This is a genomic window from Bacillus sp. AR13-1, assembly GCF_008042285.1.
Classification (GTDB): domain Bacteria; phylum Bacillota; class Bacilli; order Bacillales; family Bacillaceae_G; genus Bacillus_A; species Bacillus_A mycoides.
In genome coordinates this window covers 78,270-104,137 of record NZ_QNUA01000043.1, presented here as the reverse complement: position 1 = coordinate 104,137, position 25,868 = coordinate 78,270, and the positions used below count along the sequence as shown (strand labels likewise).

Annotated in this window: 27 protein-coding genes and 3 pseudogenes; 11 read left to right on the top strand and 19 right to left on the bottom strand. The window is 34.3% G+C overall.

Annotation, left to right across the window (positions count from 1 at the left end; translation table 11 throughout):
* Nucleotides 1–8 precede the first annotated feature (8 nt).
* The 4 genes from ccdA to DN408_RS26870 form a co-directional block, all read right to left on the bottom strand.
* Entirely contained in the window at nt 9–722 is a 714-nt protein-coding gene (gene ccdA / locus DN408_RS26885) for a cytochrome c-type biogenesis protein CcdA (protein ID WP_002031088.1), read from the bottom strand.
* 54 nt (nt 723–776) lie between these two features.
* Entirely contained in the window at nt 777–1,589 is an 813-nt protein-coding gene (locus DN408_RS26880; protein WP_002126694.1) for a M56 family metallopeptidase, read from the bottom strand.
* 1 nt (nt 1,590) lies between these two features.
* Nucleotides 1,591–2,007 carry a BlaI/MecI/CopY family transcriptional regulator gene (locus DN408_RS26875; protein ID WP_078178293.1) on the bottom strand — a complete coding sequence of 139 codons (417 nt, stop codon included), beginning with the start codon at nt 2,005–2,007 and terminating at the stop codon, nt 1,591–1,593.
* A 125-nt stretch (nt 2,008–2,132) separates the two neighbouring features.
* Complete coding sequence (locus DN408_RS26870; protein WP_078178294.1) at nt 2,133–2,531, bottom strand: DUF3942 family protein; 399 nt, start codon at nt 2,529–2,531, stop codon at nt 2,133–2,135.
* 541 nt (nt 2,532–3,072) lie between these two features.
* Between DN408_RS26870 and DN408_RS26865 the strand changes: the two genes are divergently transcribed.
* Nucleotides 3,073–3,771 carry a peptidase E gene (locus DN408_RS26865; protein WP_002031081.1) on the top strand — a complete coding sequence of 233 codons (699 nt, stop codon included), beginning with the start codon at nt 3,073–3,075 and terminating at the stop codon, nt 3,769–3,771.
* Between the two features lie 53 nt (nt 3,772–3,824).
* Here the strand turns inward: DN408_RS26865 and DN408_RS26860 are convergent, their stop codons facing one another.
* The 3 genes from DN408_RS26860 to DN408_RS26850 all read right to left on the bottom strand — a co-directional run bounded on the left by DN408_RS26860 (nt 3,825) and on the right by DN408_RS26850 (nt 6,759).
* Nucleotides 3,825–5,234, bottom strand: a complete 1,410-nt coding sequence (locus DN408_RS26860) for an MATE family efflux transporter (RefSeq protein WP_002086395.1) — start codon at nt 5,232–5,234, stop codon at nt 3,825–3,827.
* Between the two features lie 228 nt (nt 5,235–5,462).
* A complete protein-coding gene (locus DN408_RS26855) occupies nt 5,463–6,227 on the bottom strand; it encodes a DUF2087 domain-containing protein (protein ID WP_002126691.1) in 765 nt (254 codons plus the stop codon).
* Nucleotides 6,228–6,570: 343 nt separating this feature from the next.
* Nucleotides 6,571–6,759: a hypothetical protein gene (locus DN408_RS26850; protein WP_012260704.1), complete on the bottom strand. Its 189-nt coding sequence runs from the start codon at nt 6,757–6,759 to the stop codon at nt 6,571–6,573.
* A gap of 132 nt (nt 6,760–6,891) precedes the next feature.
* On the opposite strand from DN408_RS26850, the gene DN408_RS26845 reads away from it, so the two are divergent.
* The gene (locus DN408_RS26845) at nt 6,892–7,314 is read left to right on the top strand and encodes a PH domain-containing protein (protein ID WP_002126689.1); all 423 of its coding nucleotides are present in this window, start codon (nt 6,892–6,894) and stop codon (nt 7,312–7,314) included.
* Between the two features lie 230 nt (nt 7,315–7,544).
* Entirely contained in the window at nt 7,545–8,894 is a 1,350-nt protein-coding gene (locus tag DN408_RS26840) for an FAD-binding oxidoreductase (protein ID WP_033733870.1), read from the top strand.
* A gap of 205 nt (nt 8,895–9,099) precedes the next feature.
* On the opposite strand, the gene fumC is transcribed toward DN408_RS26840, so the two are convergent.
* The 4 genes and pseudogenes from fumC to DN408_RS32355 form a co-directional block, all read right to left on the bottom strand.
* Nucleotides 9,100–10,488 carry a class II fumarate hydratase gene (fumC, locus tag DN408_RS26835; protein WP_002035171.1) on the bottom strand — a complete coding sequence of 463 codons (1,389 nt, stop codon included), beginning with the start codon at nt 10,486–10,488 and terminating at the stop codon, nt 9,100–9,102.
* Between the two features lie 126 nt (nt 10,489–10,614).
* Nucleotides 10,615–12,018 carry a Na+/H+ antiporter NhaC gene (gene nhaC, locus DN408_RS26830; protein ID WP_002126686.1) on the bottom strand — a complete coding sequence of 468 codons (1,404 nt, stop codon included), beginning with the start codon at nt 12,016–12,018 and terminating at the stop codon, nt 10,615–10,617.
* Between the two features lie 395 nt (nt 12,019–12,413).
* On the bottom strand, nt 12,414–13,073 hold the full coding sequence (locus DN408_RS26825; protein WP_002030981.1) for a class I SAM-dependent methyltransferase: 660 nt from the start codon (nt 13,071–13,073) through the stop codon (nt 12,414–12,416).
* Nucleotides 13,074–13,185: 112 nt separating this feature from the next.
* A pseudogene (locus DN408_RS32355) lies at nt 13,186–13,275 on the bottom strand (TIGR03943 family putative permease subunit); the annotation flags it as partial.
* Between the two features lie 3 nt (nt 13,276–13,278).
* Between DN408_RS32355 and DN408_RS26820 the strand changes: the two are divergent.
* Nucleotides 13,279–13,396, top strand: a pseudogene (locus DN408_RS26820) (GTP-binding protein); the annotation flags it as partial.
* Nucleotides 13,397–13,471: 75 nt separating this feature from the next.
* On the opposite strand, the gene DN408_RS26815 reads toward DN408_RS26820, so the two are convergent.
* The gene (locus DN408_RS26815; RefSeq protein ID WP_002064702.1) at nt 13,472–13,783 is read right to left on the bottom strand and encodes a DUF3784 domain-containing protein; all 312 of its coding nucleotides are present in this window, start codon (nt 13,781–13,783) and stop codon (nt 13,472–13,474) included.
* 163 nt (nt 13,784–13,946) lie between these two features.
* On the opposite strand from DN408_RS26815, the gene DN408_RS26810 reads away from it, so the two are divergent.
* Together DN408_RS26810 and DN408_RS26805 are read left to right on the top strand one after the other, a co-directional pair.
* Complete coding sequence (locus tag DN408_RS26810) at nt 13,947–14,912, top strand: DMT family transporter (protein WP_078178295.1); 966 nt, start codon at nt 13,947–13,949, stop codon at nt 14,910–14,912.
* Between the two features lie 16 nt (nt 14,913–14,928).
* On the top strand, nt 14,929–15,600 hold the full coding sequence (locus DN408_RS26805) for a GntR family transcriptional regulator (protein ID WP_002030983.1): 672 nt from the start codon (nt 14,929–14,931) through the stop codon (nt 15,598–15,600).
* A 52-nt stretch (nt 15,601–15,652) separates the two neighbouring features.
* On the opposite strand, the gene fbpA is transcribed toward DN408_RS26805, so the two are convergent.
* Together fbpA and DN408_RS26795 are read right to left on the bottom strand one after the other, a co-directional pair.
* Nucleotides 15,653–15,823, bottom strand: a complete 171-nt coding sequence (fbpA, locus tag DN408_RS26800) for a Fur-regulated basic protein FbpA (protein ID WP_002012091.1) — start codon at nt 15,821–15,823, stop codon at nt 15,653–15,655.
* A 193-nt stretch (nt 15,824–16,016) separates the two neighbouring features.
* Nucleotides 16,017–16,916, bottom strand: a pseudogene (locus DN408_RS26795) (cation diffusion facilitator family transporter).
* Nucleotides 16,917–17,184: 268 nt separating this feature from the next.
* Here DN408_RS26795 and DN408_RS26790 point away from each other — a divergent pair.
* Nucleotides 17,185–18,258 (top strand): WD40/YVTN/BNR-like repeat-containing protein, encoded by a 1,074-nt coding sequence (locus tag DN408_RS26790; RefSeq protein WP_078178296.1) that lies wholly within the window; start codon nt 17,185–17,187, stop codon nt 18,256–18,258.
* A gap of 39 nt (nt 18,259–18,297) precedes the next feature.
* On the opposite strand, the gene DN408_RS26785 is transcribed toward DN408_RS26790, so the two are convergent.
* Complete coding sequence (locus DN408_RS26785; protein WP_002126679.1) at nt 18,298–19,443, bottom strand: DUF4179 domain-containing protein; 1,146 nt, start codon at nt 19,441–19,443, stop codon at nt 18,298–18,300.
* Nucleotides 19,440–20,006: a sigma-70 family RNA polymerase sigma factor gene (locus tag DN408_RS26780; protein WP_078178297.1), complete on the bottom strand. Its 567-nt coding sequence runs from the start codon at nt 20,004–20,006 to the stop codon at nt 19,440–19,442. Before DN408_RS26780 ends, DN408_RS26785 begins: the two co-directional genes overlap by 4 nt.
* A 268-nt stretch (nt 20,007–20,274) precedes the next feature.
* Between DN408_RS26780 and asnB the strand changes: the two genes are divergently transcribed.
* A complete protein-coding gene (gene asnB, locus DN408_RS26775; RefSeq protein ID WP_147740452.1) occupies nt 20,275–22,098 on the top strand; it encodes an asparagine synthase (glutamine-hydrolyzing) in 1,824 nt (607 codons plus the stop codon).
* 46 nt (nt 22,099–22,144) lie between these two features.
* On the opposite strand, the gene DN408_RS26770 is transcribed toward asnB, so the two are convergent.
* Complete coding sequence (locus DN408_RS26770; protein ID WP_002012083.1) at nt 22,145–22,972, bottom strand: PP2C family serine/threonine-protein phosphatase; 828 nt, start codon at nt 22,970–22,972, stop codon at nt 22,145–22,147.
* Nucleotides 22,973–23,096: 124 nt separating this feature from the next.
* Here DN408_RS26770 and DN408_RS26765 point away from each other — a divergent pair, with 124 nt between their 5' ends.
* The 3 genes from DN408_RS26765 to DN408_RS26755 are packed head-to-tail and all read left to right on the top strand — an operon-like array spanning nt 23,097 to nt 24,692.
* A complete protein-coding gene (locus DN408_RS26765) occupies nt 23,097–23,507 on the top strand; it encodes a MarR family winged helix-turn-helix transcriptional regulator (protein WP_002030991.1) in 411 nt (136 codons plus the stop codon).
* On the top strand, nt 23,491–23,820 hold the full coding sequence (locus DN408_RS26760; RefSeq protein WP_033708963.1) for a DUF3147 family protein: 330 nt from the start codon (nt 23,491–23,493) through the stop codon (nt 23,818–23,820). The genes DN408_RS26765 and DN408_RS26760 overlap by 17 nt, the downstream gene beginning before the upstream one ends.
* Entirely contained in the window at nt 23,772–24,692 is a 921-nt protein-coding gene (locus DN408_RS26755) for an alpha/beta fold hydrolase (RefSeq protein ID WP_147740451.1), read from the top strand. Before DN408_RS26760 ends, DN408_RS26755 begins: the two co-directional genes overlap by 49 nt.
* 39 nt (nt 24,693–24,731) lie before the next feature.
* Here the strand turns inward: DN408_RS26755 and DN408_RS26750 are convergent, their stop codons facing one another.
* On the bottom strand, nt 24,732–25,103 hold the full coding sequence (locus tag DN408_RS26750) for a hypothetical protein (protein ID WP_000461762.1): 372 nt from the start codon (nt 25,101–25,103) through the stop codon (nt 24,732–24,734).
* Between the two features lie 89 nt (nt 25,104–25,192).
* Nucleotides 25,193–25,768, bottom strand: coding sequence for a histidine phosphatase family protein (locus DN408_RS26745; protein ID WP_078178300.1), 576 nt, complete (start codon nt 25,766–25,768; stop codon nt 25,193–25,195).
* Nucleotides 25,769–25,868 lie beyond the last annotated feature (100 nt).

Here is a 25,868-nt window from a genome sequence, read left to right as displayed (position 1 = left end):
CCTCATTTCTAAAATCCCGTAAATCCGCCGAATAGACGAATAAAGAACGCTGTAATTTTCGTCATTTGATTTGTGTATAATAAAACCCCTGTTAAAATCATCATTCCACCGCCGATTTTCATCATGACATTGGCATAAGTAACAATCCATTTTACCTTTCCAATAAAAAATGCCATCACGAAAAACGGAACTGCAAAGCCAAGAGTATATGCCGTAATATAAAGAAGCGCACTTTCCGGATTGGTCGCCCCGAGCATAAGCACTGCAGAAAATATCGGACCAACACACGGTGTCCATCCTGCTGCATATGTCATGCCGACCAAAACTGAGCGAATATATCCTGTCGATTTACTTCTATACTGCACTTTTTTCTCTGCCATAAGCCACTTAGGCTGAAACAATCCAGTCATAAATAACCCCATCAAAACAATAAAAACCCCACCAATTTGTTGAATCAATCTTTGATTAGATGAAAAAGTAATCCCAATCCAACTCACCGATAAACCTAACGCATAAAATATAACCGAGAAACCGATCATAAAAAATACTGTATGTATAATCGCTGACTTTTGCATAATCCCACGATTTTCTTTTAAATCTTGAATAGACACACCTGTAATATATGATAAATAAGATGGATATAGCGGTAAAGAACATGGTGATATAAATGAAAGTATCCCAGCCCCTACTACTAGCCAAATTGTTAAATCCGCCGCATTCATTTTATTCCCCCTAAATACACTACAATGCGTAGTGTTAATTATTAAAAAAAGAGGCTATATGCACTCTCCGACAATAAGTACAATCGACATACAAAATAGCCCTAACGTTACATATACTGAATTTGTATGTAATGGTATATTCAGCTTAACAACTTTCTCATTCAACACTTGCTCAATTCGTAAATTAATTGCGGTTTTCGCAAACGACGCTGTAATACATTGATTTTCCATCGTCTTTATTTTAATTAACTTTAATAATGCACTACCTAGCTCAAATGAAGATTTCATTTTTTGCATCGCATATTTATCTGCTGATAGCTCTTGATATACATGATAACGCTGCAACATCCCTTTTAATATAGGAATATACATCATTCCCTCAGCTAACAATGTAAAGAAAAATAACTTTAATGGATCTCGATTTTTTTGATGATATTCCTCATGTAATACAATCGCATCAATTTCTTCCTCAGAAAATGCCTGAAACATTCCTTCTGAAATGACAATTTTCGGTCGAAATAATCCAATTGTAAATGCCGTAATCTGTAACGTTGATAATACGTACACTTGCTTTCCTTTTCTAGTAATAGACACGAGATTTCTTTTCAATCTTTTACTATAAAAAAATTGCTTCCAAATTCTTTTACTCATAATGATTACAGTAAATAACAGTAATCCGGCTATCATTATACGAAGTATTGATAGTTCCCTCATATGTTTTTGTAATTCAAATAAACAAAATTGAGAAAGGAAAAATGCTTTATTTTGAAAAAGAAATGGGTATGTAACGTAGTATACTAACATGCTTAAAAAAAGCACACTAATAGTCACTGCTAACAAAACGATTTTACGCATTTGCCACTTCATTTTATCCGTCCTCTTTTTTTAGCCGACTTAATTTCTCTTCTAATTTTTTTATTAAAGATGGATCAGCTTGTTCTAACTCATCTATCATATGGTTCACAACAAGATCTCCAAATTCACCCATTAATTCCTGTGTCATTTTCTTCGTTTGATTAGATAAAAATTCTTCCTTCGTTTGTGTAGTACGATACATACCACTTCTTTTCACAATATGCTTTTCTAAATGTGCTTTCTCTACTAATCTGTTCATAACTGTCATTACAGTATTAAAATTCACCGGGGATTCTTCACTTAATCTCTGTTGCACATCTTTAATGGTAATACCCTCAGTAGCCCAAACAATTTCCATTATTTTCGCTTCAAGCGGTCCGAAAAAGTGATTTAACCCTTGCTCATTTAACTTGTAGTTTTGAGTAAACATCGTATGGCCCCTTTCACACTACAGATTGTAGTATAAAATATATAGAAGGTCAAACATAAATGATATTAACTGATACTTAAATGAATCCTAATCTCCACTAATTAGTTATCTGTACCACGTTCGATTCATTGTAAACCTAACTTCTCTCCAAATGTATCATAGAGATAATATTCTAATATTTGCACACTAAATTTCTCATTACGCCCAAGTGCAAATAATTCCCGATCTTTAGCTACGATAGTATCTAATGGAATCACCACATTATCCACTATTTTTGTAATTTCAATTATATTACTTTCTACGTTTACTGCTGTTTTAAATTCAATATTTTCTAATACTATATGTGAACGTCTTCCTGATGCAAAAAAAGTAAAGTTAGGGTTTTTAAAAATTCCAATTTCACTCTCTAACGGATATAAATATTTATAAATTATATCTCTGTGTCCATCTTTTATTATTTTTTCATCTTTTTCATCATCTAAATATTCTTTCACCTTCGCTGCGAACTCAAATCGAAAATCCACTCTTTCACGCTCCCTCTTTTTAGTCTACGCTAATAAATATATTAATATAATTTAACTATATTATAAAATAAGTTCCTATAAAAAGTAAAAAACACTTTTGTAAAACTTTTGGTATTCCCTGTACTTTTTAAATATAAATACTCTTTCAACATTCATTAGTACGTCGTTATATTCATTTAAACATATTGTTCCCATATTTTGAAACAATATTTTCCAGTATTATATATCAATAAAGTGAAACTTTAATCAATGGGGGGTGTTCATCCCCCATTGATTATTAGCCCACACCAATCGGGCGTTTACGGGCAGCAGGGCTCCCGCCTAACTGCTTTGCTCCAATCGAATTTTGAGACGGGAGTTTACTGCCCGCAAATAGCGGGCTAAACTGCTTCTAATTCCTTTCTATCCACAGCTATCGACTCCTTATGCTATTTCAATATATTGTTCACTTTATTTCCCCTTATTCATTAAATCACAGAAGGAATGTAACTCCCCACTATCGAATTTTTACATAACAAATATTATTAGGTGGTGCTTTACTATGAAATTAGCAGTCATTGGTGGCGGTGATTTACAAGATCCAAATCACTTGCATATTAATGAACGACTTATAGAATTAACGAATAAACAATACCCAAAAGTATTATTCATTCCTACAGCTAGTCGTGATGATGAAGGATATATAAAGTTATTTTTAGCAACATTTGAAAAGCAATTACATTGTGAGGTTCAAATTTTACGCATTTCAACCGAAACACCTACTAAATATGAAATAGATGAGATGATTCATTCTGCCGATTTAATTTACCTTGGCGGTGGAAATTACGTTCACATGCTTGAACAATGGAAAGAACATAAACTAGATGAAAAGTTACTATTTGCTTTAAAACGTGGAACACTTATTGCAGGATATAGTGCCGGTGCTATGTGCTGGTTCACATCTAGCATTCGTTCAGATTATGAAGGTTCCGGTTATATAGAAAGTAGTGGCTGGGGTATTGTTAACAAAAGATTTTGTCCCCATTACAATCAATTAAATAGAATGAATGCCTTCCATACGTTTTTACAAACTCACCAAGGTAATATAGAAGGTATTGCATTAGAAGATAATTGCGCTTTATATATTACAGAAGGTTCATTTGAAATTATCGGTGAGCCAGATACAGCTTGGGAGTTTTATATGAATAATGGAGAACTCATTAGACAACATTTTGACATAACTTTAAAAAGTTATTTATAAGCATTCATAAAAAAATGTCCCTAAGTATAATGACTTAGGGACATTTTCATCTTTTAACTCACTAATCGTGTAATTCGTTTCTTCTGCCATGAAAGCTTATAATATGCATACTGTAATATTAAGCTGACAATGAATGCAGCTGGATACCCAATCCATATCCCTTCTATTCCAAGGCTCGTATGGTAAGAAAGATAATACGCCACAGGTACTTCAACAAGCCAAATTGATACAACACTGATTACAGTTGGCCATAGTACAGTACCACTTGCTCGCATTGTCGCACTAATAATTTGTGCATGACCGAAAATTAAGTAGCTCCATAATGTAATCATGATTAGACTATGAGCAATGTCAATTGTATTTTGACTTGTTAAAAATAGTGCTAAAATATCTCTTGAGAACAAGTAAATAAGAGATATTAATACACCACCAATGATATAATTCATAATAATTCCGGCCTTAACAACTTTCTGTAATCGATCAAATTGGTTCGCACCAATTGATTGCGCTGCAAAAATTGATACGGTAATGCCGAGGCTAACCGCTGGCATTTGTACATAACTTGCAACTTGGTTCACAACACCATACGCCGCTGTTGCATCTGAACCGTACCGATTTACAAATGCGATTACCGCGATCTCTGATAATGAAACTAATATCATATTAATACTCGCTGGAATACCGAGGCGTAACAATAATTTTAATAACTCCCAGTCCATACGAAGATATTTTCTTACTGTCCCGTCTAATTGTAGTGGATGATTTTTCTTCTTTAAATACACTAGCATGACAATAAACGTAATAACTGTAGATATAACTGAAGCATAGGCTGCTCCGTAAACATCTAATTTCGGAGCTCCTAACCAGCCAAAAATAAGAATTGGTAATAAAATCATATTTAGCGCTGTACTTACGATTAAAAAGTAAAATGGCGTTTTTGAATCTCCTGTACCTCTCATAAATGTTGTATATGCAAAATATAAGAATAACACTGGCATAGATATAAATAAAATTCTTGCGTAATGCACACTTATTTCAATAATATTTTCTGGCGTTCCCATAAGACGCATAATATCCATCGCAAAAATACTACCTATTATCGCCAACACGACTCCGATAATAAAAGTAAACGTAAGCGTCGTACCAACGATAGCTTTTAAGCGCTCCTCATTTTTAGCACCAAATGCCTGACCAATTAAAATTGAACTACCGGAACCAATTCCAATTACAAATGAAACGAGTAGGAAAAATAACGGGAAAAATGCCGATATAGCTGCTAGATCATTTACGCCTAGCCATCTTCCTACTACTACCATTCCAAATAACTGTCCAACTGATTGTAATACATTACTTAAAAGTAACGGCACTAAAAACATGGACATCGATTTCCATATCGGCTTATGTTCTGTTTCTGACTTCTGTGACTCTACACCTTCTTTATTGTTATCTGTAGGTGGTTTCAAATTTCATTTCTCCTTTTATTTAAAATCTGCACAGTTAAATCCGTGCTCAAATAGTTGTAATTACTCCAACCATTTCTATACTGTTTGCTCGTCAAAGTAATTGCCTCTTCCACTCACTATTTTCAAATTCATCATAGAACTTTAACATATTTTTCATATCTGTAATCCTCTATCTCTTTGTATAGTTGTTTTTATTATGTGCATCTATTCATTTTCTTCTCTTCATTCTTATAACTTCACCCAATATTGGCTTCCATCAGCTGTTCTATCTAAAAAACCATATTCGATTAAATATCTTCTCAAAGTTACAAAATCCGGATATATATTTTCTAAAACTGTATTCACTTCTTTTTCAGTATACTTTTTATTACTATCGAATTTCTTCACTAAATGACGTAATATAATCAATTTACGCTTTTGCTTTTTTGGAAATTTAGAAAGCGGTCCATCCAAACCTTCTGTAAAATGCACTGTTAAAACTTCAGCATTTTCTTCCTCTGTAATATTGTATCTATCATCCACCATCGTAGCTGTTCTATGAATCGGTACAAATTTAGTTTGAACTTTTGATTTTTCTTCTGACAATTCCATTAACGCTAAAAATACTTTCGCTTGCTTCATTTTCTCGCGCAATGTAAATCGATGATTGCGAATCGTCGATGTGCTCCCGCCATCCATTTCTTTTACAATCTCTTTATCGTTAAGTCCCATATGGAAAAACTGAACCATTTTCTTTTGCAAATCAGTTAAGCCTGTAAACTTTTTATCAAGATTTAATAAATATTCAAACATAGATGTATGCTCATTTTGAATATGCAACTGTACAAACTTCTCTGCTTCATACAAAACTTGATTTTCTTGATAAATAACCCCTTTAATAAACGTTTCTCCACAAGCTAAACAAACATACTCCTCTGCTTCCTCGTCAAATACATACCCTTTCTTCAATTCCTCTATCGACGCATCCCAAAACTTCTCTGAAATATCACTCATACTAAACATTCCTCCAAAGGGTTTATTAAAACCATAAACAAATTACGATACCGTTTATTACCACTCCATCATCTTACCATACCAAAAGCAAACAATTCAATATTTCGTTTACCTATTTTACAAACTTTTATAAAAATATCTATTTATGCATTATAAAAAGGACTTATCCCAACAAACAGCGAATGTGTTTTTAGAAACCACTTATTATTAAGATGTGAAATATGCTGTTCAATATTTAAGTGCTACAAACCTAATTCAACATGGAACCGGCATTCACACATTCCAAAACTTCAGCATTCAATTTTAACTACAAAAAAGGTGTTTCCATATACGAAAACACTTTTTACCTTTTATATATTTTATAAACAACCTCTACTAAAACTTTACTTGCTTTTACAAATACATGTTTTCGATTTCCATCCTCAACGAATCTATTTGAACAACCACTAATCATCATACAACTAATTATGACTATTACTTTAATACTTTTTCTGCAAATCATTTTATGCAACTCCACTTTTGAAAACTCCATTCAAATTTACCCCATCAAAAAAAGTTTACACGAATAATGAAACGTAAGAATATGTAATGTTGCATATTTTTACGTTTCATTACAATATTGTGATTTAATTATTTTAATGACTGGTATACCGAGGTGATTTACTTGAAATTTAAAGCGAAAAAAAATCCATTTCATATCATTTTAATCTCATTATTTTTAGTCGTTTTTTTTATTTCTCTATTCTTTCAAAATGAGAATTCTATTTTTTTCACTCTCATGATGCTCTTAAATATCGTGAATCTCTCTTCTTTCTATTTTTCTCATTACAAAATAACGGAATCTGCCCTTATTGTTAAACATGGTTTCATACTCCGTACTGAAATTCCATTTGAAAATATACGCCACATTAAATACTCTGGTAAAAAGCTTCGTTCAGAAAATTGGACAAGACAACAAATAGAAGTTCATTATAATTTATTCGACTCAGTAACATCTTTCGTACCACAAGAAGAGGAGAAATTCATTTCACTCTTAAAAGAAAACTGGCCAAATGTGAAAATAATCAATAGCACCTCAAATGAATAATTTTGTTTGAGACAGTTCAATGCTATTAGGATAACTATATAAGAATTGAATATCCTCCCCAAGTAAAACCGCCGTTTACATATTTATTCTCCCCTCAGGCTAACTCCCCAATAGTTAGTCTATTTTTTATTACATAAAGATACTACGCCTTCATCACAAACAAACGATACGAACATACACTATTTCTAGAAAAACAAACTACTACACAAAATGAATGAAAGGTGCTTATTATGTATGAGTTAAGTTATGAAGGATTAACAGGTGAAATTATTACAAGATATGATTGTGAGTACGAAGAAGCTAGACAAGAATGGAATCGGGCTATTCAAAAGTTTCCTTTAGCTATCATTTATTGTTTTACGAAATGGGATGTTAGTAATGCGATTATTTGGGCGAGAAAAAATGAAATTGCTATTCGCATTCGTTCTGGTGGACACCATTACGAAGGATATTCTGTCGGAAACAATGTCCTCGTAATTGATATAAGTAAAATGAACTGTATGCAGCTTAATGAACATAAAAATACATTAGTCATTCAAGGTGGTGCTCAAAATAAACAAATCTATGACTTTATCTCTTCAAAAGGTTATCCATTTCCAGGAGGAACTTGTCCAACTGTTGGAGTAAGTGGATACACTTTAGGTGGCGGTTGGGGCTATTCTAGTAGGTATTTCGGCCTTGGTTGTGACAATTTAATAGAGTTAGAATTAATTGACTATAAAGGTAAAGTAATTACAGCTAATGAAACTTGCCATAAAGACTTATTTTGGGCTTGTCGCGGGGCAGGTGGCGGAAATTTTGGCATCGTTGTTTCGCTAACTTTTAAGCTCCCTCCAATAGTTGATAAAGTTACTTTCGTTGAACTATATTGGCCTAACGCTTCAGTAGACATCCAAAAGGAATTTCTTCACACATGGCAAAGCTGGCTAGTAAATTTAAATAGTAAGATGACAATCGGTGCGAGCATATACAACTCTGCTGTGGAAGGACTTGCAATATATGGACGAGGTTTATATTACGGTACCCCAGAAGATGCAGCGTTCATTCTACAAGATTTACTCAATATAAACGGGGTGAAGATGAATTTACAATATATCAGTTTTCTTGAAGCAATGGCCATTGTAGAATCTTCATATCCCTCGTCTGAACAATTTAAATCTATAGGCCGGTTCGTTCATAAACAATATAACGAGGAAGAAATCGAAAAAATTATTAGTCTTATTGAAGATAGAGCTTCCGGTAGTATTTTTGCAGCTATAAGTCTCTACCCCCTTGGAGGAAAAATTCAAGATGTAGGTAAAGATGCGAGCGCTTTTTATTACCGCGATGCACATTATATTCTAGGAATCCAAACTATATGGGAAGATCCGATTGTTAAAAAGGATAATTCCCAATGGTTAGAAAGCCGATTTGACTATATAGAATCTATAACAGAAGGCTCATTCATCAATTTCCCATACAGCGATTTGAAAGATTATATGAACGCTTATTACGGGACACATGCGAACAAATTAAGAAAAATCAGTAAAAAATATGACCCTTTATGTGTATTTACTTTTCCGCAAGGAATTAAAAATTAATATGCGATAAAGTGAAACTTTAATCAGTGGAGGTTTTGTTCATCCCCCACTGATTATTAGCCTTCACCAATCGGGCGTTTATGGGCAGCAGGGCTCCCACCTAACTTCTTTGCTTCAGCCGAATTTTGAGGTAGGAGTTTTACTGCCCGGCAAATAGCGGGATAAAAAAGCCAAGATTCTAAACTAAGAACCTTGGCTTTTTCTATTACTCTTTCGGAGCAATCATTTTTTTCGGATCTACAATCTCATCAAATTGCTCTTCTGTTAGTAGTCCAGATTGCAATGCTGCTTCTTTTAAAGTTAACCCTTCTTTATGGGCATGCTTTGCAATTTTCGCGGCATTTTCATACCCGATATGTGGGTTTAGCGCTGTTACAAGCATTAATGAACGATTTACATTTTCATTAATTACTTCTTCATCTGCTTCAATACCAACTGCACATTTATCATTAAACGAAACGGTTGCATCAGCTAATAAGTGAGCAGATTGCAGGAAGTTGTAAGCAATAACTGGTTTGAATACGTTTAGCTCAAAATTACCTTGGCTCGCAGCAAATCCGATTGTTGTGTCATTCCCCATAACTTGTGCTACAACCATTGTTAATGCTTCACTTTGCGTTGGATTTACTTTACCTGGCATAATAGAGCTTCCTGGTTCATTTGCAGGGATAATAATTTCCCCAAGACCACTTCGTGGACCACTTGCAAGCCAGCGCACATCGTTAGCTATCTTCATTAAATCAGCAGCTAATGCTTTTAATGCTCCATGTGCAAATACAACTTCATCATGGCTCGTTAACGCATGGAATTTATTTGGTGCAGAAACAAATTGTTTACCTGTAAACAGACTAATTTCTTCTGCTACCATCTCACCAAATTTAGGGTGCGCATTAATTCCAGTTCCAACCGCAGTACCACCAATTGCTAATTCTTTCATATATGTATTGCTATCTGCAATCATACGCTCTGTTTTTTCAAGCATACGGTGCCATCCGCTAATTTCTTGTCCTAACGTTAAAGGTGTTGCATCTTGTAAATGCGTACGACCGATTTTAATAATATGTTCAAATGCAGTTACTTTTTCTGCTAATGTTTCTTTTAATTTCGTAATAGCTGGCAATACATGGTTTTCTACCGCAATTACACACGCTACATGAAGTGCTGTTGGGAACGTATCATTTGAACTTTGAGACATGTTCACGTCATCATTCGGATGAATATGTACGTCAGATCCCTTTTCTTTCAAAATTTGATTACCGCGGTTTGCAATTACTTCATTTACATTCATATTCGATTGTGTACCACTACCCGTTTGCCATACGACAAGTGGAAAATGTTCATTCCATTTTTCTGCGATAACTTCATCAGCAGCTTCCACAATTGCTTGCGTCTTCTCTTCTGATAGCTTTCCTAATTTTTGATTACTAAGCGCTGCACTCTTCTTTAAAATCGCAAATGCTTTTACAATTTCAAGCGGCATATGCTCTGTTCCAATCGGAAAATTTTCCTTACTACGCTGCGTTTGTGCTGCCCATAATTTATCAGCTGGAACTTTCATTTCTCCTAATGTATCTCTTTCAATTCTGTACTCCATTTTTTCATCCCCTTGAAAATAAAATACCTACATCTTTTATTTTAACAGACTTTCTATCAAATGATAAGAATTCTCATTAATACATATAAAAAAAATTACCTTCCGCCACCGCAGAAGGTAATTTTTTTATGATGCTTGCTTTCCTTTATCCGCATCATCTACATACCAAATGAACTTGCCTGTATATCCATAAATAACTGCTAAAATGAGTGATACGAAGCTTAGCCACATAAATGGAACGTATGATAATGTTGATACACCTAAAATACCAGCCATAAAAATACCATTATCAGACCATGGAACCATACCAGAAGTCAAAGTTCCACCTACTTCTGAGTTACGTGCTAATACGCGGCGATCTATTTTTAATTTATCATAGCTATCTTCCATAATTTTTGGTGTTAAAATAAGTGATACGTACATCGCACAACCAAATATGTTAGCTAAAAATGCAACGATTAATGTAGACAATGTTACATTACCTGCAGAATTTAATTTCTTCTCAAATTTCGATACGATTACCTTTAGAACACCTAACTTTTCAAGTAATCCACCAAAACCTAATCCGAAAATAATAACAGCTACTGAACCAAGCATACCATTAATTCCACCACGGTTTAATAACTTATCGACAAACTCGACACCAGATTGAATTGAGAATCCGTTATATGCTGTTCCAATTGCCTCTCCAAAGTTCATTCCTTGGAAAAGTGTTGCCCAAATTGCACCGATTAAAGCTCCCATAGCAATTGTTGGCATAGATGGTTTCTTCATCGCCAATAGCACAATAACAATTACCGCTGGAACAAGCATCCATATTTTAATATCAAAGTGCTTTAATAAAGATTCTTTTAAAAACTCAACTCTATTTAAATCTACATTATCCCCGCCATACATCCATCCAGCAACAGTAAACATAATGCTGGTAATAATATAAGCTGGAACGTCTAATACGAGCATAGCTCGAACGTGAGCGATAACATCTACTTTCGCCATAGAAGCTGCAAGAACTGTGCTATCAGAAAGTGGAGATAATTTGTCTCCGAAATAAGCTCCTGAAAGGACTGCACCCGCAACAAGCGGAAGTGGTAATCCAAGCCCTTCACCTATCGCCATCATAGCAATACCTGCAGTTCCAACTGTTCCCCATGATGTTCCTGTCGCGATAGAAGTGATTGAACAAATAATTAAAGTTGCCAATAAGAATATGCTAGGGTGAATGAATTCTAATCCATAATAAATTAATGTAGGTACAACCCCACCAGCAATCCACGTTCCAATTAAAGCCCCAACTGCAACTAAAATAAGAATTGCTTCTAATCCATTAGAAATCCCTTTCGTAATTGCATCTTGCAATTCTTGATAACGAAATCCTAATCTTAATCCAAGCGCAATAACTAAAAACCATGAAATAAATAGCGCTAATTGAATTGGGAGATCAAAAATCGTTTGGAAGGAAAAGACGACAGCAAGAAATAGGCATAAAAGAATAATAATTTCTAGCATCGATGGTAATCTTACACTTTTCATTTTTTTCTCTCCTTACAAGTCGATAACATGATGTATGTAGTCTTACGTGTATGTAGTATACAATTAGCGAAGACAAAACAAAATTTTCATATTATTTCGATTTATTTTTTCAGTATAATATATTCACAACCCTTTCTATTGTAAAAGTAGATTGCGCTTTTCGCAATGAAAAATATAAAAAATGTTGTATTTTTATTTATTTAGATAAAAACACCTAATGAAATAAAACTTTAATCAATGAGGGTTTTATCCATCCCCACTAATTATTAACCCATAATAACCTTTTTAATATTTGCCTCAACAAAACTTTTTACTACCGCTTTCACCTCATATGTAATAATATATTTCCACATAAAAAAAGAGCACACATCATTTAATCGATGCATGCGCCTCTTTTATTTATACATATTTTGTATCTCTTCTTTATTTTTAAGTATTTCCGAAAACTTATCGCTACAACCTTTCGGAAATAAAACTCCGAGTCCATATGAATGCCCAAACTGAAAATGAGGGTATTTCACCTTGACCTCATCCCAAAACTTATACACACCGAAATCACCGTTTTTAACTTCAATATCATGAAATAATACAATACCGTTTTTCGCAACTTTAGGTAACCATGTTTTATAATCATGAGAAACAGCTTCATACGTATGATAGCCATCAATATGCAAAAGATTTATCGTTTCATCTTGAAACTCATCCAGAGCATCATCAAAAGTAGACCGAATTAAATTCCCTATATTCAGGTAGTTATCCCTCACCACTTTTTCTACTATTTGAAAAACCCCTTCTCCATATGGACCTGTATGCCCATCTCCAGCCCAAGTATCTACAGCAAAACATTTTGTGGCTAACCCACCATCTTTTACCCCCTGGCAAAAACTAAAAAAGGAAGCACCTAAATGCGTACCTAACTCAACTAAAGTTGCTGGTTCTTCAAATCTTACTAAATCATATGCGAAATCTAAATGCCCACTCCACGCAGATTGTGACCGAATAATAGGACTAAAATTTTCAAATTCAAACGATGGTTTATGAGTAACCCAGTTCATCACGTATCTCCTTATACACATATTTTTAACAAACCAAATTACTCTTATCTTTATTTTTTTGGCGCCGCGATTATGATTATATTTCATAAAAAGATGAAGAATTACCCCATTCTTACTGGGGTAAAGCATCATATACATATGGATTTGCTGGCTTCTTAATCTTCTCTACTTTACTTATTTTCACAAGTGGAAATAGCATTCCTTAGAACCAGAAGCATTGAAAAACTTGGATGAACGATATGGAGATCAAATAACTGAACTTGTATTTATCGGCATCGATATGAATCGTTCTATTAACAGAAAAAGAAATGAAACAAGATTGAAATACATTTGTTGATCCTATTCCCGCTTTTACTTTCACTTCATAATAAAAAGGCTTCCGTAGCATGGAGCCTTTTTCACTTTGTAGTACTCTTATTTAACATATTTGCTTTAATAAGAAACACAATTGTACCTAAAACAATTAAGATAGCATATACGATACCAACTACATCACCTATTTTTTCTAAGCCAAACGGTAATAGTATAGTAGCAACTCCGACTATATAGGAAAACACACCTGAAAGCTTCGCTAATTTATTTTTATCTCCAACAAACGTTTCTTCCTGATAGCCTGCCAACAAAAACAATCTCTTTTTCACATGTATTTGATAGCCTAAAAAAATGATAAGTAATCCAACAAATAAACAAACCAAAAATCCTGCTAGCATATAACTCTCCCCTACGATATTTTACTATACACAAAAAAGATGATCGTTCTTACTAAACAATTTTATTTTTAATTAGAAATTTCAGTTTATTAACACTCCATTTCGTGATATATTGCATATTGTATCTAATATATATTTTTTTGAAAGGAGGACTATATATTTTATGGATCCAAATCGATTAAAAGGAATTATAATGGTCATAATCGGTGCTTGTTTATGGGGATTGTCCGGAACAGCTGCGCAACAACTTTTTCAATACGAAAACGTTTCTACTGAATGGTTAGTTACAATCCGTTTGCTTATATCCGGTGCTATTTTGCTCATTATGTCATCATTCGGAGCGAACAAAAAAGAAATATTTGGAATTTGGAAACAAAAGTCTGATGCAAATAAGATAATTTTGTTCGGTCTTTTAGGCATGCTTGCTGTACAGTACACGTACTTCGCTTCTATTAAAGAAGGAAACGCTGCTGTTGCAACTTTGTTACAATATTTAGCCCCTATATTTATCACTGTATACTTACTTTTCAAATGGAGCGTTCGTCCATCAAAAATTGATTATATTTCAATTACCCTCTCATTAGTAGGGACCTTTCTCCTATTAACAAACGGTTCTGTTCATAACTTAGCTGTATCTACACCTGCTATCATTTGGGGCATTTTATCTGGACTATCTCTTGCATTTTATAGTTTGTATTCAAAAGAATTGTTAGAAAAGTGGTCTTCATCCGTTATCGTTGGATGGGGGATGATCATTGGGGGGATTGGCATAACGATTTTACACTTTATTTCCACAAACGAATTCATTTTATTATCAACTATGAAATATGTAAAACTAAGTACCCTCCCGCTCATTACATTTGTCGTCATTTTCGGGACACTCATCGCATTTTATTTATACTTAGATAGCATAAGATACCTTACGCCTAAAGAAACAACATTATTTGGCTGTACAGAACCACTCGCAGCTATTATTTCTTCTGTGCTTATTTTGCACGTACCGTTTCAATCTTTTCAGTTATTAGGTGCTTTTTGTGTAATTGTAATGGTGCTCATATTAAGCCAAAAACCGGATAAAGGAAAACCAAAATTAAAGCTTGTTAATACGAAAAAGAAACATATACAATGAAAGGATTGAATTCACTATGCCTGTCCCTCAAAATTATAAAAAACCAGGAAGAGTTTCAGCAAAGTCACTCGTTTTAAATCAACTGCAAGATTGGATTATAGAAGGTGTTTTACGACCTGATGAAAAAATAAATGATGGGGAATTGGCAGAAGCACTAGGAGTAAGCAGAACACCTGTTAGAGAAGCTTTACAAATTTTAGAGCTTTCTGGATTAGTTGAAATGGTACCTGGGCAAAAAACGAAAATCGCGCCTATTAAGTTAGACGACGTATCTATCATTTATGAGACGATAGCTGGTCTTCACTCAATTATAGGAAAGCAAGCACTGCAAAAAGTTACAGACGCTGATATTAAACTACTTTCCGAGATAAATGATGCTTTTCAACAATCTATACATGAAAAAGATTCAAAAAAAGCTTTAGAACTAGATATACGATTTCACAATACAATTACTTCTATTGCTAAAAACCGATATATTGAACCTTTTCTAGAAAATATGCAACTTCACATTTTACGCCTTGAATATTTATTTTTCCAAAACTTCGTGCCTGCAAGTCAATCTATTAAAGAACATCACTCTATAATTCAAGCACTACAAAAACAGGATGAAAAACGAATGGAACAAATGATGTCTCAAAACTGGCTCCGTCCAATGAAAGAAATACAAAAAATAATTTCTATGAAATAATAAAGCTGGTTACACAAAAGTGTAACCAGCTCCTTCTTTAATAATCTATATGCTATGCCTGAATATTTGCGTAATCTTCAATATGCTCGTACTCTTTTTCCAATTCCTCTAAAGACAGCTCGTATAATTGTCGGTCGCGAATCTTAAACACCCCTGCTCCAATTAACTCATCAATTAAATGTCTCTTACGATTTTCAACAGCAAAACGGAGTTGACTACTCATCTTTTAAAAAACTCCTTTCTACGATCATTGAAAATGATAATCTTTATCAATTACCACTTTTGATTATAAAAGATGATTCTTAATAAGTAAAGTAATCTTATGAAATATTTACCTTACAAAGTATTTGTGGCCACATTATATATATGTATGCCACGCGAAAAATGTTATGACACTTTTTCATACCCTTTTTCTTTCATACTTTGCAAGTTGTCTCATTATGGTTAAATTCACCTTCTATTTCAACTTGAATGGTGACATGTTCTACATGAAATTTCCCCTTTAATACATCCGTTGCTTCTTTCAATACGCTTTGCGTTTCATTACCTTCGATAATAAGATGGCAAGTTAATACTTGAAAATCTGATGTTACAGACCATATATGTAAATCATGAACTTCTTTTACAATAGTAATATTTAATAATGTATTTTTCACCTCTTCAGCATCTATGTGCTGCGGTGCACCTTCCATTAATATATGAACTGTATCACGTGTTACACGCCATCCACTTATAATGACTAAAATAGACACAAGAATACTAGCAACCGCATCTGCAGCAGTCCATCCAAAAAATTTAATAAGTAACGCAGCAATAATCGCTCCAACTGAACCTAATAAATCGCCTAGTACATGTAAGAACGCACTTCTTAAATTTAAATTACCTTTCACATCTCCGCCTCTCATTAATATCCAAGCTGATACAATATTAATAAGCAGACCAAGCACAGCAATAATGAGCATTCCATTACTAGCGATTTCAACTGGTTCCTTAAAACGACGAATTGCTTCAATAAAAATATATACTGAAATGACAATAAGAACGACACCATTACATAATGCTGCTAACATTTCGACTCACTTATACCCATATGTTTTCGCGGCCGTTGCCGTTTTTTCCCCAAGCTTGAACGCAAGTAAACTTAAAGCTAAGGATACTGCATCACTTAACATATGCCCTGCGTCAGACAATAGTGCTAAGCTATTTGTTACAAATCCGCCAATAACTTCAGCAATCATAAAACTTGTTGTTAATAAGAAGGCAATTAATAACGCTTTTTTATTTTTTGAATGACCGTGATCATGTGAGTGTCCCATACAAATACTCCTTTAAGTGCAATATCTGTATGTTAGTATGAAACACATTCCCTATCTTTATCCCCCATTAACGCCCGATAGTGAATGCTACTAATCCGTAGAAGATGAACAATACCCCACTGATTAAAGTTTCACTTTATCCCGCTTCCTCTGTATACAAACTTCGCTACTTTTCAAACAAGTCCTTTTTCTCAACTAAAAACAAGACTACTTCTTTTTTATTTTCATATTGTTTACTAATGAAAGAATTTTTAAGGGGGCTACAAAATTGAAACGACTATTTCTCTGCATGGAGCGTGAACTTGTTGTAGTAAAAGAACAATATGGTAACTATGAAACCACATATCATTTACAAAATATGCAACCTACCTGTATTGTGGTTGATCCATTCCAAACAAATCGTGTTTATTGCGGCACATTTGGACGAGGTTTATGGCTAAGTGACGATGGCGGGGATTCGTGGAGACCAATTGGAGATTCATATCGTTACTTTGATTTCCCTAAAGAGGATGGTATTTTACATTCTTCGATTACTTCCATTACGATAAGCCCTAATGAACAAGTTAACGGATATGGTGTCGTTTATGTCGGTACAGAACCTAGTGCTTTATTCCGTTCAGAAAATGGTGGTGAAACGTGGACTGAACTTAAAAATATGAAATCATTATTATCTTCCTATACGTGGGCTTTTCCGCCTAGACCTTTTACCCATCACGTACGCTGGATTACAGTTGATCCAAACAATCCAAATACACTCCATGTTTCAATCGAAGCTGGTGCTGTTATTCAAAGTAATGATAGAGGGCATACATGGATTGATAAAAAGTTCGGTGCTCCTATTGATGCTCATCAACTGCTTATGCACCCTGAAGCTCCAAATCGCCTTTATGCATCATGTGGTGACGGATTTATGGGCGGACCTGATCGTGCATATCTTGAAAGTTATAACAGTGGAAACAGCTGGATCTCATGTAGTGACGGACTTGAGCATCATTATTTATACAGCATGGCTATCGATCCGGCTGATTGCGATACAATTCTCGTTTCTGCCGCACCAAGTGCCGACCTTGCTCATCACCGTATTCCTTATGAATCTTATATTTATCGGAAAACGAAAGATACTCCGTTCGAGCAAGTGCAGCAAGGACTACCATCTGCAATTGGTACAGTCATTTCAATGTTTGCAACAAATCCAGCAGAACCACATACGTTTTACACTTTAAATAATAATGGCGTCTTTCAATCCAATGATAGCGGCGAATCGTGGGAACAACTAAATATTCCGTGGAAAGATGAGTATAAAACGCAGCATCCGCATGCGTTACTCGTAACTAGTTTTTAACGAAAAAGAGACTGCCTTCATTTAAGGCAGTCTCTTTATTTATTTCTTTAAATCAATGACAATATCATCTAACACAATACCCTTATTGCCACCCAGTTTTCGAGACACGAAACTCTCCTTTACTTGTCCTCCAACTATTGTTACCGAACCATAATTTTCAGGAGTGTGAATTCTTAAATTAACGTGAGGCGTTATTATTAGCTTGGTTGCATTCTCATTGAGTTGTTGGAATGTTTTACTCCAATTAAAATTATAAGAATCCTCACCTGAGCCTCCATTTCCTTCCCCAGAATACTGATTACCTAAATCATCCCTCACTTCTAAATCGATATCCACTCCATCCCATACACCCCTTATTTCTTGAGATACTTCTTGGTTGTAGTATAAAATAAACGACATTGGTGTTATTTCCATTCTCTCCATATTTACTTTTACACCATCTTTTTCTGTACTACCTCTAATCAATTGCTCTTTATTTTCTATTCCTCTTAGATTAATCTTAAAATTCCAATCCCCCTTTATCGTTTCTTCTGTTTCTAAAATATCTATACTTTTTATACTCCATTCAATGTTCACTGTAGTTTCTTTACTACTAACTAGATCGCTACTTGTTTTTATTACACCTGTATATTTTCTATCAGCGACTTTAGTAATTTTATTGCTTCCTGATTGGGCACCTGCTCCTTTAATAGTTAAAAAATCTAATGTACTTGGATTTTTGCCTAAATCTCTGTTACTTTCTATAGAATAGTTTATCGATACTGTCTTCCCATCGAAAGTCGCATCATTTATCGTTATCTTAATTCCATTGCTTTCTTTTATCATATTTAGTACTATTGCGTATTGTTTATAATTATAATGAAGCTCCGTTGTCTTCTCTACATCAGCTTTATAATTTTCATATAGTCCTGTTCTACCATTATCTAAAAATCGGAATATATCACCTACAATTGGCAATCCTCCAGCATATGTAGGAAACCCGATACCAAGCGTTGCAACTGATAATCCTACTAAAATAGATGCAGCAGCGACACCCTTTTTCCAACTTTTCATCTTTTTCTTCATACGTATCGATTGTTTTACATTACGTTTTACTTTTTCTTTTTCAATTTCAGAAGCCTCAATTTCCTCAAGTTCTTTTTCATCTATATCAATGTCATTTAATAGTTCATAAATGTCTTTCATATTGCACTACCTCCAAAACTAATATTCGTAGCATTTTGTTGTAGTTTCTTTTTTCCCCGGTACACACGATTATCGATCGCCGCCCTGGTTAATCCTAACTTGTCACCGATTTCCTCTGTCTTCATACCGAGAAGATATTTCATAATGAACACCTTTTGATCTAACGGTTCTAATTGATTAATAAGCTTCAATAACTCTTCCCTATCTTCCATAACGATTAATTCATCTTCTGCCGATTTTTCTGTACTAATATGAAACTCATCTGAAATAATTTCTACTGTTCTAGTCGCTTTCCGGTAATAATCAATCGCCTTAAACTTTGCAATCGCTGCAATCCATTTTTTAAAATCACTCGGCTCTCCATGAAACTTATTTGCGTTATTCCAAATGGAAAGAAATATGTCGTTTACACATTCCTCTATCAATCCATCATTTTGAACTGGAAGAAGTACTTTGTGCGTTATCCCCTTTATGAGCGGTAAGTATGTATCGACAACAAATTCTAGCGCATCTTCTTTTTGCCGTTGTAATCTTTTTATAAAATTTTTCTCATTTGATTTCATGTAGCGATTCCCCTTATTTTTTTGTAAAAGCTTTTACACCCTATATAACGTCTAAAAAAATATTTTCTCTCATCTTTTTTATTTTTTGTATGTAATGGAATACTTTCCCTTAGCTATTGTCTCACATAACTATGTATTCAAAGAAAATTTTCTCAAGTCTGTAATTCAATTAGTGTAGTACACTATTTATGCAGACACTCTTTAACCTAGTGTACATTTCATTTAATTAATCTACTTTTATAATTTTAAATTAGGAGATGAAATTTGTATGTGTGGAATTACAGGTTGGGTAGATTGGAAGAAAGATCTTTCAAATGAACATGTTATTTTAGAAAAGATGGCAAATAGTATTCAGCATCGTGGTCCTGATGCTGAAGGATTTTGGTTTTCTCCTCGTGCGGCCTTTGCACACCGGCGTTTAATTGTTATTGACCCAGAAGGCGGGACGCAGCCAAAAACATTCCGTGCCTGTGATTATACGTATGCTCTTACTTATAATGGAGAAATTTATAATTTTCGTGAGCTGAGAGAGCAGCTTCAAAAATGTGGGCATGCATTTGAAACTCATTCAGATACAGAAGTGTTACTACATGCTTATTTAGAATGGAAAGAAGACTGCGTACAACATTTAAACGGAATTTTCGCTTTCGCCTTATGGGATGATCAGAAGCAACAATTATTTTTAGCACGCGATCATTTAGGTGTAAAACCACTTTTTTATACGGAAAGAAATGACAGTATTATTTTCGGATCTGAAATAAAAGCGTTATTAGCTCATCCATCTGTTCCTGCTGAAATTGATGCGGATGGAATAAATGAAATATTTGGATTAGGCTTATTTCGAACTCCAGGATGTGGCGTCTTTAAACATATTCAAGAAGTTCGTGCTGGACATTCTATAACATTCACACGTGATAAAAAAGTAGTTAAGAAGTATTGGAATTTAGAAAGTAAGATCCATACAGACTCTATCCAAGACACATCTTCTCATATTCTATCTATCTTACAAGATACAGTAAAAAGACAATTAATTGCCGATGTTCCCCTCGTCTGTATGTTATCAGGAGGATTAGATTCTAGCGGTATTACTGCACTAGCGGGGAAAGAATTTGCAGCGGAAAATAAAACACTTCATACGTATTCCGTTGACTTTGTAAATAGCGCCAAAGATTTCGAGCTGACATTTGCTCGTACTGGTTTAGATGCTCCTTGGGTAAAACGCGTTTCTGAACATGTAGGGACATCGCATCATGACATTATTGTGAATGCTGAAGAGTTAGCAAATCACTTATTCGTTCCCCTTCACGCGAAAGATTTACCCAGTGCTGGCGAAATGGAAACTTCACTTTATTTACTATTTTGCGAAATGAAAAAAGATGCAACCGTAGCTTTATCTGGGGAATCTGCTGATGAAGTATTCGGGGGATATCCTTGGTTTCATCAAGAAGAACTATTATATGTAGATAAGTTTCCGTGGTTAACAAACTGGAAAAACACATCTTCTTTATTATTAAACGACGTAACAACTCAATGTAATCCTGAGCAGTATATTAATAAACGATTCCATGAGGCTGCTCTTGAAGTACCTACTCTTGAAGGTGAAAGTAAAAAATCCGCGAAACAACGTCAAATGTTTTATTTATTTTTAACACGATTCCTTCCGTTCTTACTCGACCGTAAAGACCGTATGAGTATGGCTGTCGGATTTGAAGTTCGTGTACCGTTTTGTGATTATAGATTAGTTGAATATTTATGGAACGTACCTTTTAACGTCAAAAGTATTGATAATATTGAAAAAGGTATTTTACGTAGAGCACTGAAACCGGCTTTACCTGACGATGTGCGAAATAGAAGAAAAAGCGCTTATCCTACTTCACAGGATCCACACTATTTACAAACAATCCGCAATTTAACGCTTGATATGTGCAGCAATAAAAACAATCCTGTTTTCTCACTCATTAACCATTCCATATTACTTGCACTTGCTGATCAAAGTAACAAAGAGATTACCAATTTTGAAGCAAGAAGTGCTATGGAGTATATGCTACAAGTAAATGAATGGTTAAAAACGTATCATATTCATATTGCTTAACAAAAAAGAGTTCAAGGACAAAAACCCTTGAACTCTCTTTCATTTATTAATTGGCACATTGTCTATTTTCAGTATCGATGGACCATCCAATAATAGTGGCACAATCTCTACCTTTCCACTGAAGTACATTTGTTAATACAGGCTCAATCTGTAAACAAGATCCGTCGTGTAATATTTCTACTAAAGATTGATCATCATCAAACTTTAGTTTATCACACTCTAAAATACCATCCGTTGCCATTACAATGTGATTCTGACCTTTTTCTAATCCCCTTACCCCTGATGTAAAACAAGGTGTATTCGCTGCAAAAACATTTTTTCTTCCTATGTATTCATAGTTCTTACGCTTATTTAGCCTACCTTTTCCATTTTTCGTTTGCTCTGAATGGAATAAATACGCGAAGCAATCACCAACTGATAGCCAATATAAGAACTCGCCTTTTCGTAAACAAATTAAACATGCAAGTTCCTCATCATCTTGGTCACATTTCTCGATAAAGAGCTCATCTGTAAATAACGCTAATAAATACATATGTGTATGATGAAAAGCTAAATGGATTGGGTATGAAAATAACTCTTTTAGTTTTTCTTCTCTTTCTGAAATCGCTTCTATTATATAATGTATATTTTTCGTTTTATGATGTGTATCAAAAATCATAACAAATTCAAATTCTAATTTCGGATCCCACCAAGCTAGCACTGCATCTCCTCTTTCATATGCATCACTCTCTTGATTTCCTCCATATACGCCGACTGAAAGAGGACCACATTTTTCAACATGTATTTGATCTACATACATCTTTTCATGACTAATCCATTTAAATGTATTCACAGCTATCATCCTCTCTCTTGCTAAATGTATACCTTTACACATAGATTACCTTATATTTCAATAAAAATAAACTTTTTCAACATTTTTAATGAAAATAAAAGGATTTTACTTCTGAATCAACGAATATATCTTACTATACGATATAAAAATAGGAGGATTTATCATTATGAAAGACATTAATCAACATTGGGAAAGTATTTATTATCACTTACGATATGAATATGAAGACAACCTTTCTCACCAAGCTATTCGTATTTTACAAATCGTTTCTCGTGAGAAAGATATAACAATTGGAAAAGTTGCTACTGAGCTTAGTCTCTCTCATAACACAGCATCTGAACACGTAAAGCGCCTTATTCAAAAAGGATTTATTATAAAAGAAAGAAACAAGCACGATGAAAGAGTTGTAAACCTTACTTTAACGAAAGAAGGCATTGAAGTATTAGAAAAGCATACTTTACTAGATAAAGAAAAGATAAAAATATTAGAATCACAGTTATCAAAAGAAGAACAACAATTAATTGAAAAAGCCTTTTCGTTATTAGCGAAGGAGGCAAAATATGCATTTCCTCGTTAAAGTAATCGTTTCGGCACTTATTATCGGCGTTATTACTGAAGTCGCTAAACATTATAGTACGATAGGCGGCTTTATCGCTGCCCTTCCACTCGTTAGTTTACTAAGCCTATTTTGGATTTCTTTCGAAGGTGGGAGTAAACAAGAATTAAGTCAATTCGCTTTAGGCGTATTATATGGATTTCCTGCATCCGCACTACTATTATTTATTGTTTATATCGGTTTAAAGAACTCCTTTTCACTTAGTACATCTATACTCTTAGGCATATGTGCCTGGTGTATCGTCTTTACTTGCCAAAAAATATTTCAAGCTTAGGGGGAATTACTATTAATAGATCAGTAGAGATATTTGGACAAACTGTAGAAGTATATATAAGAGGTAACAGTAAACAAACTGTAGTCATTCAAACAGGAATGGGCTGCTCATTTTACGATTGGCTTCCTATTATAGAAAAGCTTTCACAAAAATTCACAGTCATTTCATATCATCGCCCAGGTTACGGAAAAAGTGAGCTAGGAACTAATCGACGTACAACAATGCAAGTTATAAAAGAACTACATATGTTACTACATGAACTAGATATTTATGAGCCAATCATTTTAATCGGTCATTCCTATGGAGGTTTATGCGCACAACATTTTGCAATGTTACATGAAGATAGGCTGCAAGCACTTCTTTTAGTTGATTCTACTTCCATGAACTTACACCGATTAGATGAACTGCATTTACCGGTTTCTGATCAAACTGATTCTGATGATATGTGGCTACAAAAATATCATACCTACTCCAACATGGATGCAGACGCGCTTTATACTGAACTAAAACCTATGCTCGTCAATACAACAAAACAGCATATCAAATTTTCTACATCTCCTTCCTTATATAAAGCGACAGCTTCTGAACTGTCCGAGTGGAAAAATTGTGCTCGCTCAATAAAAAAACAACATAAAACATTAGAAATACCATTAATCGTTATCGGTAGAGATCCTCAATATTCTATTGCTCAATTGATTGAGGGCGGTATGCCAAAAGAAGAAGCTACACAACTTGAAGATATGTGGCAAGAACTTATTCGTGAACAATTAACTCTCTCAATAAACAGCCAATACATTTTGGCTGAACATGCTAGTCACGGGATAGAAAACGATCGTCCAGATGCTATCATTGAAGCCATTCACTTATTGTAAATAAAAAAAGGAAGCAACTAAAGCTGCTTCCTTACTTATCTATTCATAGTCTTCTTCATCATCGACTTCTTCATAATACGAACTCCCATTGCTTACATATATAGGACCGTTCGCAACATCAATACGTAGTACCCATGCCCACGGCACAGCTAAACGTTTATGTATTGCTCTCCAAAAGTTCATTGATTTTCTTTCGTACTCCTGGAACTCCTGAAGTAACTCTTTATAGGAGGAACCGTCTAACTGAATATTTGCTTCTAATAAACGAGAATGGGCATAGTACTGTAACTCTAGTTCAGCAGCAATCTCCATTTCTTCTTCCGTTGCCATACCTATAATTGCTCCATCTGCTGGTGCGATTTCATATACGTTGTGAACTTCAATAAGCCCTTCTTTCTCTTTTTCAAACATGTAAACAGCCTCCTTTAACCAATATTTTTTATGTTACAAAGTCATACTTCTACAATACCTTCTCCCTTTCCTCTTTTTTTGATAAACTTTTACAAATTATTTATCTGATAATCTGTAGACTGTATTCTTTCAGCAGAACTGAAACAATTATTATCAAAAGTTAATTTATACACATCTGGCATATGAAGGGTTTTCCAAAACTGAAAACCATATTTCGAATCAAAATAATTCATTAGTAATACCATAATATTCCCATGAGTACCTATTACAATATTCTTACCTTTATATTTTTTTAATATATTTTGCATACATATTACAGCGCGTCTTTGCGCTACATCATTTGATTCTCCGCATTCGTATGCAAAAGTCCAGTCTTCCCATACCTTCTGAATAGCATCGTTAAAATCTGTTACTGGCTCTTTACTTAATAACCTTTCCCGTAAATCTTCTTCCAGTTGTATTGATAAATTATATGTATTCGCAATTCCTTGCACGGTTTGAATCGCCCTTTTATACGGGCTAGAAATAACAACATCAATGTTTTTATCCTTTAACAAACTTGTTACATTACCTGCATCAATCTCTCCTTCTTCAGATAAGGGACGTTCCCTTTCTTCCTTTGTATATGTAGAGTGAGCGTGGCGAACGAAATATACTGTAGTCATTATTCAACTTCCTTTCTTAGTTTCAATCTATATTCCATGCAGTAAATAGGAAATCCTGTATCATGAATAGAAAAGAGCACCTTTTAAAAAGCGCTCTTTT

What these genes read in the sequence shown, in the direction of transcription:
- ccdA (WP_002031088.1), bottom strand. Translation starts at nt 722, where the DNA reads ATGAATGCGGCGGATTTAACAATTTGGCTAGTAGTAGGGGCTGGGATA.
- DN408_RS26880 (WP_002126694.1), bottom strand. Translation starts at nt 1,589, where the DNA reads ATGAAGTGGCAAATGCGTAAAATCGTTTTGTTAGCAGTGACTATTAGT.
- DN408_RS26875 (WP_078178293.1), bottom strand. Translation starts at nt 2,007, where the DNA reads ATGTTTACTCAAAACTACAAGTTAAATGAGCAAGGGTTAAATCACTTT.
- DN408_RS26865 (WP_002031081.1), top strand. Translation starts at nt 3,073, where the DNA reads ATGAAATTAGCAGTCATTGGTGGCGGTGATTTACAAGATCCAAATCAC.
- DN408_RS26855 (WP_002126691.1), bottom strand. Translation starts at nt 6,227, where the DNA reads ATGAGTGATATTTCAGAGAAGTTTTGGGATGCGTCGATAGAGGAATTG.
- DN408_RS26850 (WP_012260704.1), bottom strand. Translation starts at nt 6,759, where the DNA reads ATGGAGTTTTCAAAAGTGGAGTTGCATAAAATGATTTGCAGAAAAAGT.
- DN408_RS26840 (WP_033733870.1), top strand. Translation starts at nt 7,545, where the DNA reads ATGTATGAGTTAAGTTATGAAGGATTAACAGGTGAAATTATTACAAGA.
- fumC (WP_002035171.1), bottom strand. Translation starts at nt 10,488, where the DNA reads ATGGAGTACAGAATTGAAAGAGATACATTAGGAGAAATGAAAGTTCCA.
- nhaC (WP_002126686.1), bottom strand. Translation starts at nt 12,018, where the DNA reads ATGAAAAGTGTAAGATTACCATCGATGCTAGAAATTATTATTCTTTTA.
- DN408_RS26825 (WP_002030981.1), bottom strand. Translation starts at nt 13,073, where the DNA reads ATGAACTGGGTTACTCATAAACCATCGTTTGAATTTGAAAATTTTAGT.
- DN408_RS26815 (WP_002064702.1), bottom strand. Translation starts at nt 13,783, where the DNA reads ATGCTAGCAGGATTTTTGGTTTGTTTATTTGTTGGATTACTTATCATT.
- DN408_RS26810 (WP_078178295.1), top strand. Translation starts at nt 13,947, where the DNA reads ATGGATCCAAATCGATTAAAAGGAATTATAATGGTCATAATCGGTGCT.
- DN408_RS26805 (WP_002030983.1), top strand. Translation starts at nt 14,929, where the DNA reads ATGCCTGTCCCTCAAAATTATAAAAAACCAGGAAGAGTTTCAGCAAAG.
- fbpA (WP_002012091.1), bottom strand. Translation starts at nt 15,823, where the DNA reads ATGAGTAGTCAACTCCGTTTTGCTGTTGAAAATCGTAAGAGACATTTA.
- DN408_RS26785 (WP_002126679.1), bottom strand. Translation starts at nt 19,443, where the DNA reads ATGAAAGACATTTATGAACTATTAAATGACATTGATATAGATGAAAAA.
- DN408_RS26780 (WP_078178297.1), bottom strand. Translation starts at nt 20,006, where the DNA reads ATGAAATCAAATGAGAAAAATTTTATAAAAAGATTACAACGGCAAAAA.
- asnB (WP_147740452.1), top strand. Translation starts at nt 20,275, where the DNA reads ATGTGTGGAATTACAGGTTGGGTAGATTGGAAGAAAGATCTTTCAAAT.
- DN408_RS26770 (WP_002012083.1), bottom strand. Translation starts at nt 22,972, where the DNA reads ATGTGTAAAGGTATACATTTAGCAAGAGAGAGGATGATAGCTGTGAAT.
- DN408_RS26765 (WP_002030991.1), top strand. Translation starts at nt 23,097, where the DNA reads ATGAAAGACATTAATCAACATTGGGAAAGTATTTATTATCACTTACGA.
- DN408_RS26760 (WP_033708963.1), top strand. Translation starts at nt 23,491, where the DNA reads ATGCATTTCCTCGTTAAAGTAATCGTTTCGGCACTTATTATCGGCGTT.
- DN408_RS26755 (WP_147740451.1), top strand. Translation starts at nt 23,772, where the DNA reads ATGTGCCTGGTGTATCGTCTTTACTTGCCAAAAAATATTTCAAGCTTA.
- DN408_RS26750 (WP_000461762.1), bottom strand. Translation starts at nt 25,103, where the DNA reads ATGTTTGAAAAAGAGAAAGAAGGGCTTATTGAAGTTCACAACGTATAT.
- DN408_RS26745 (WP_078178300.1), bottom strand. Translation starts at nt 25,768, where the DNA reads ATGACTACAGTATATTTCGTTCGCCACGCTCACTCTACATATACAAAG.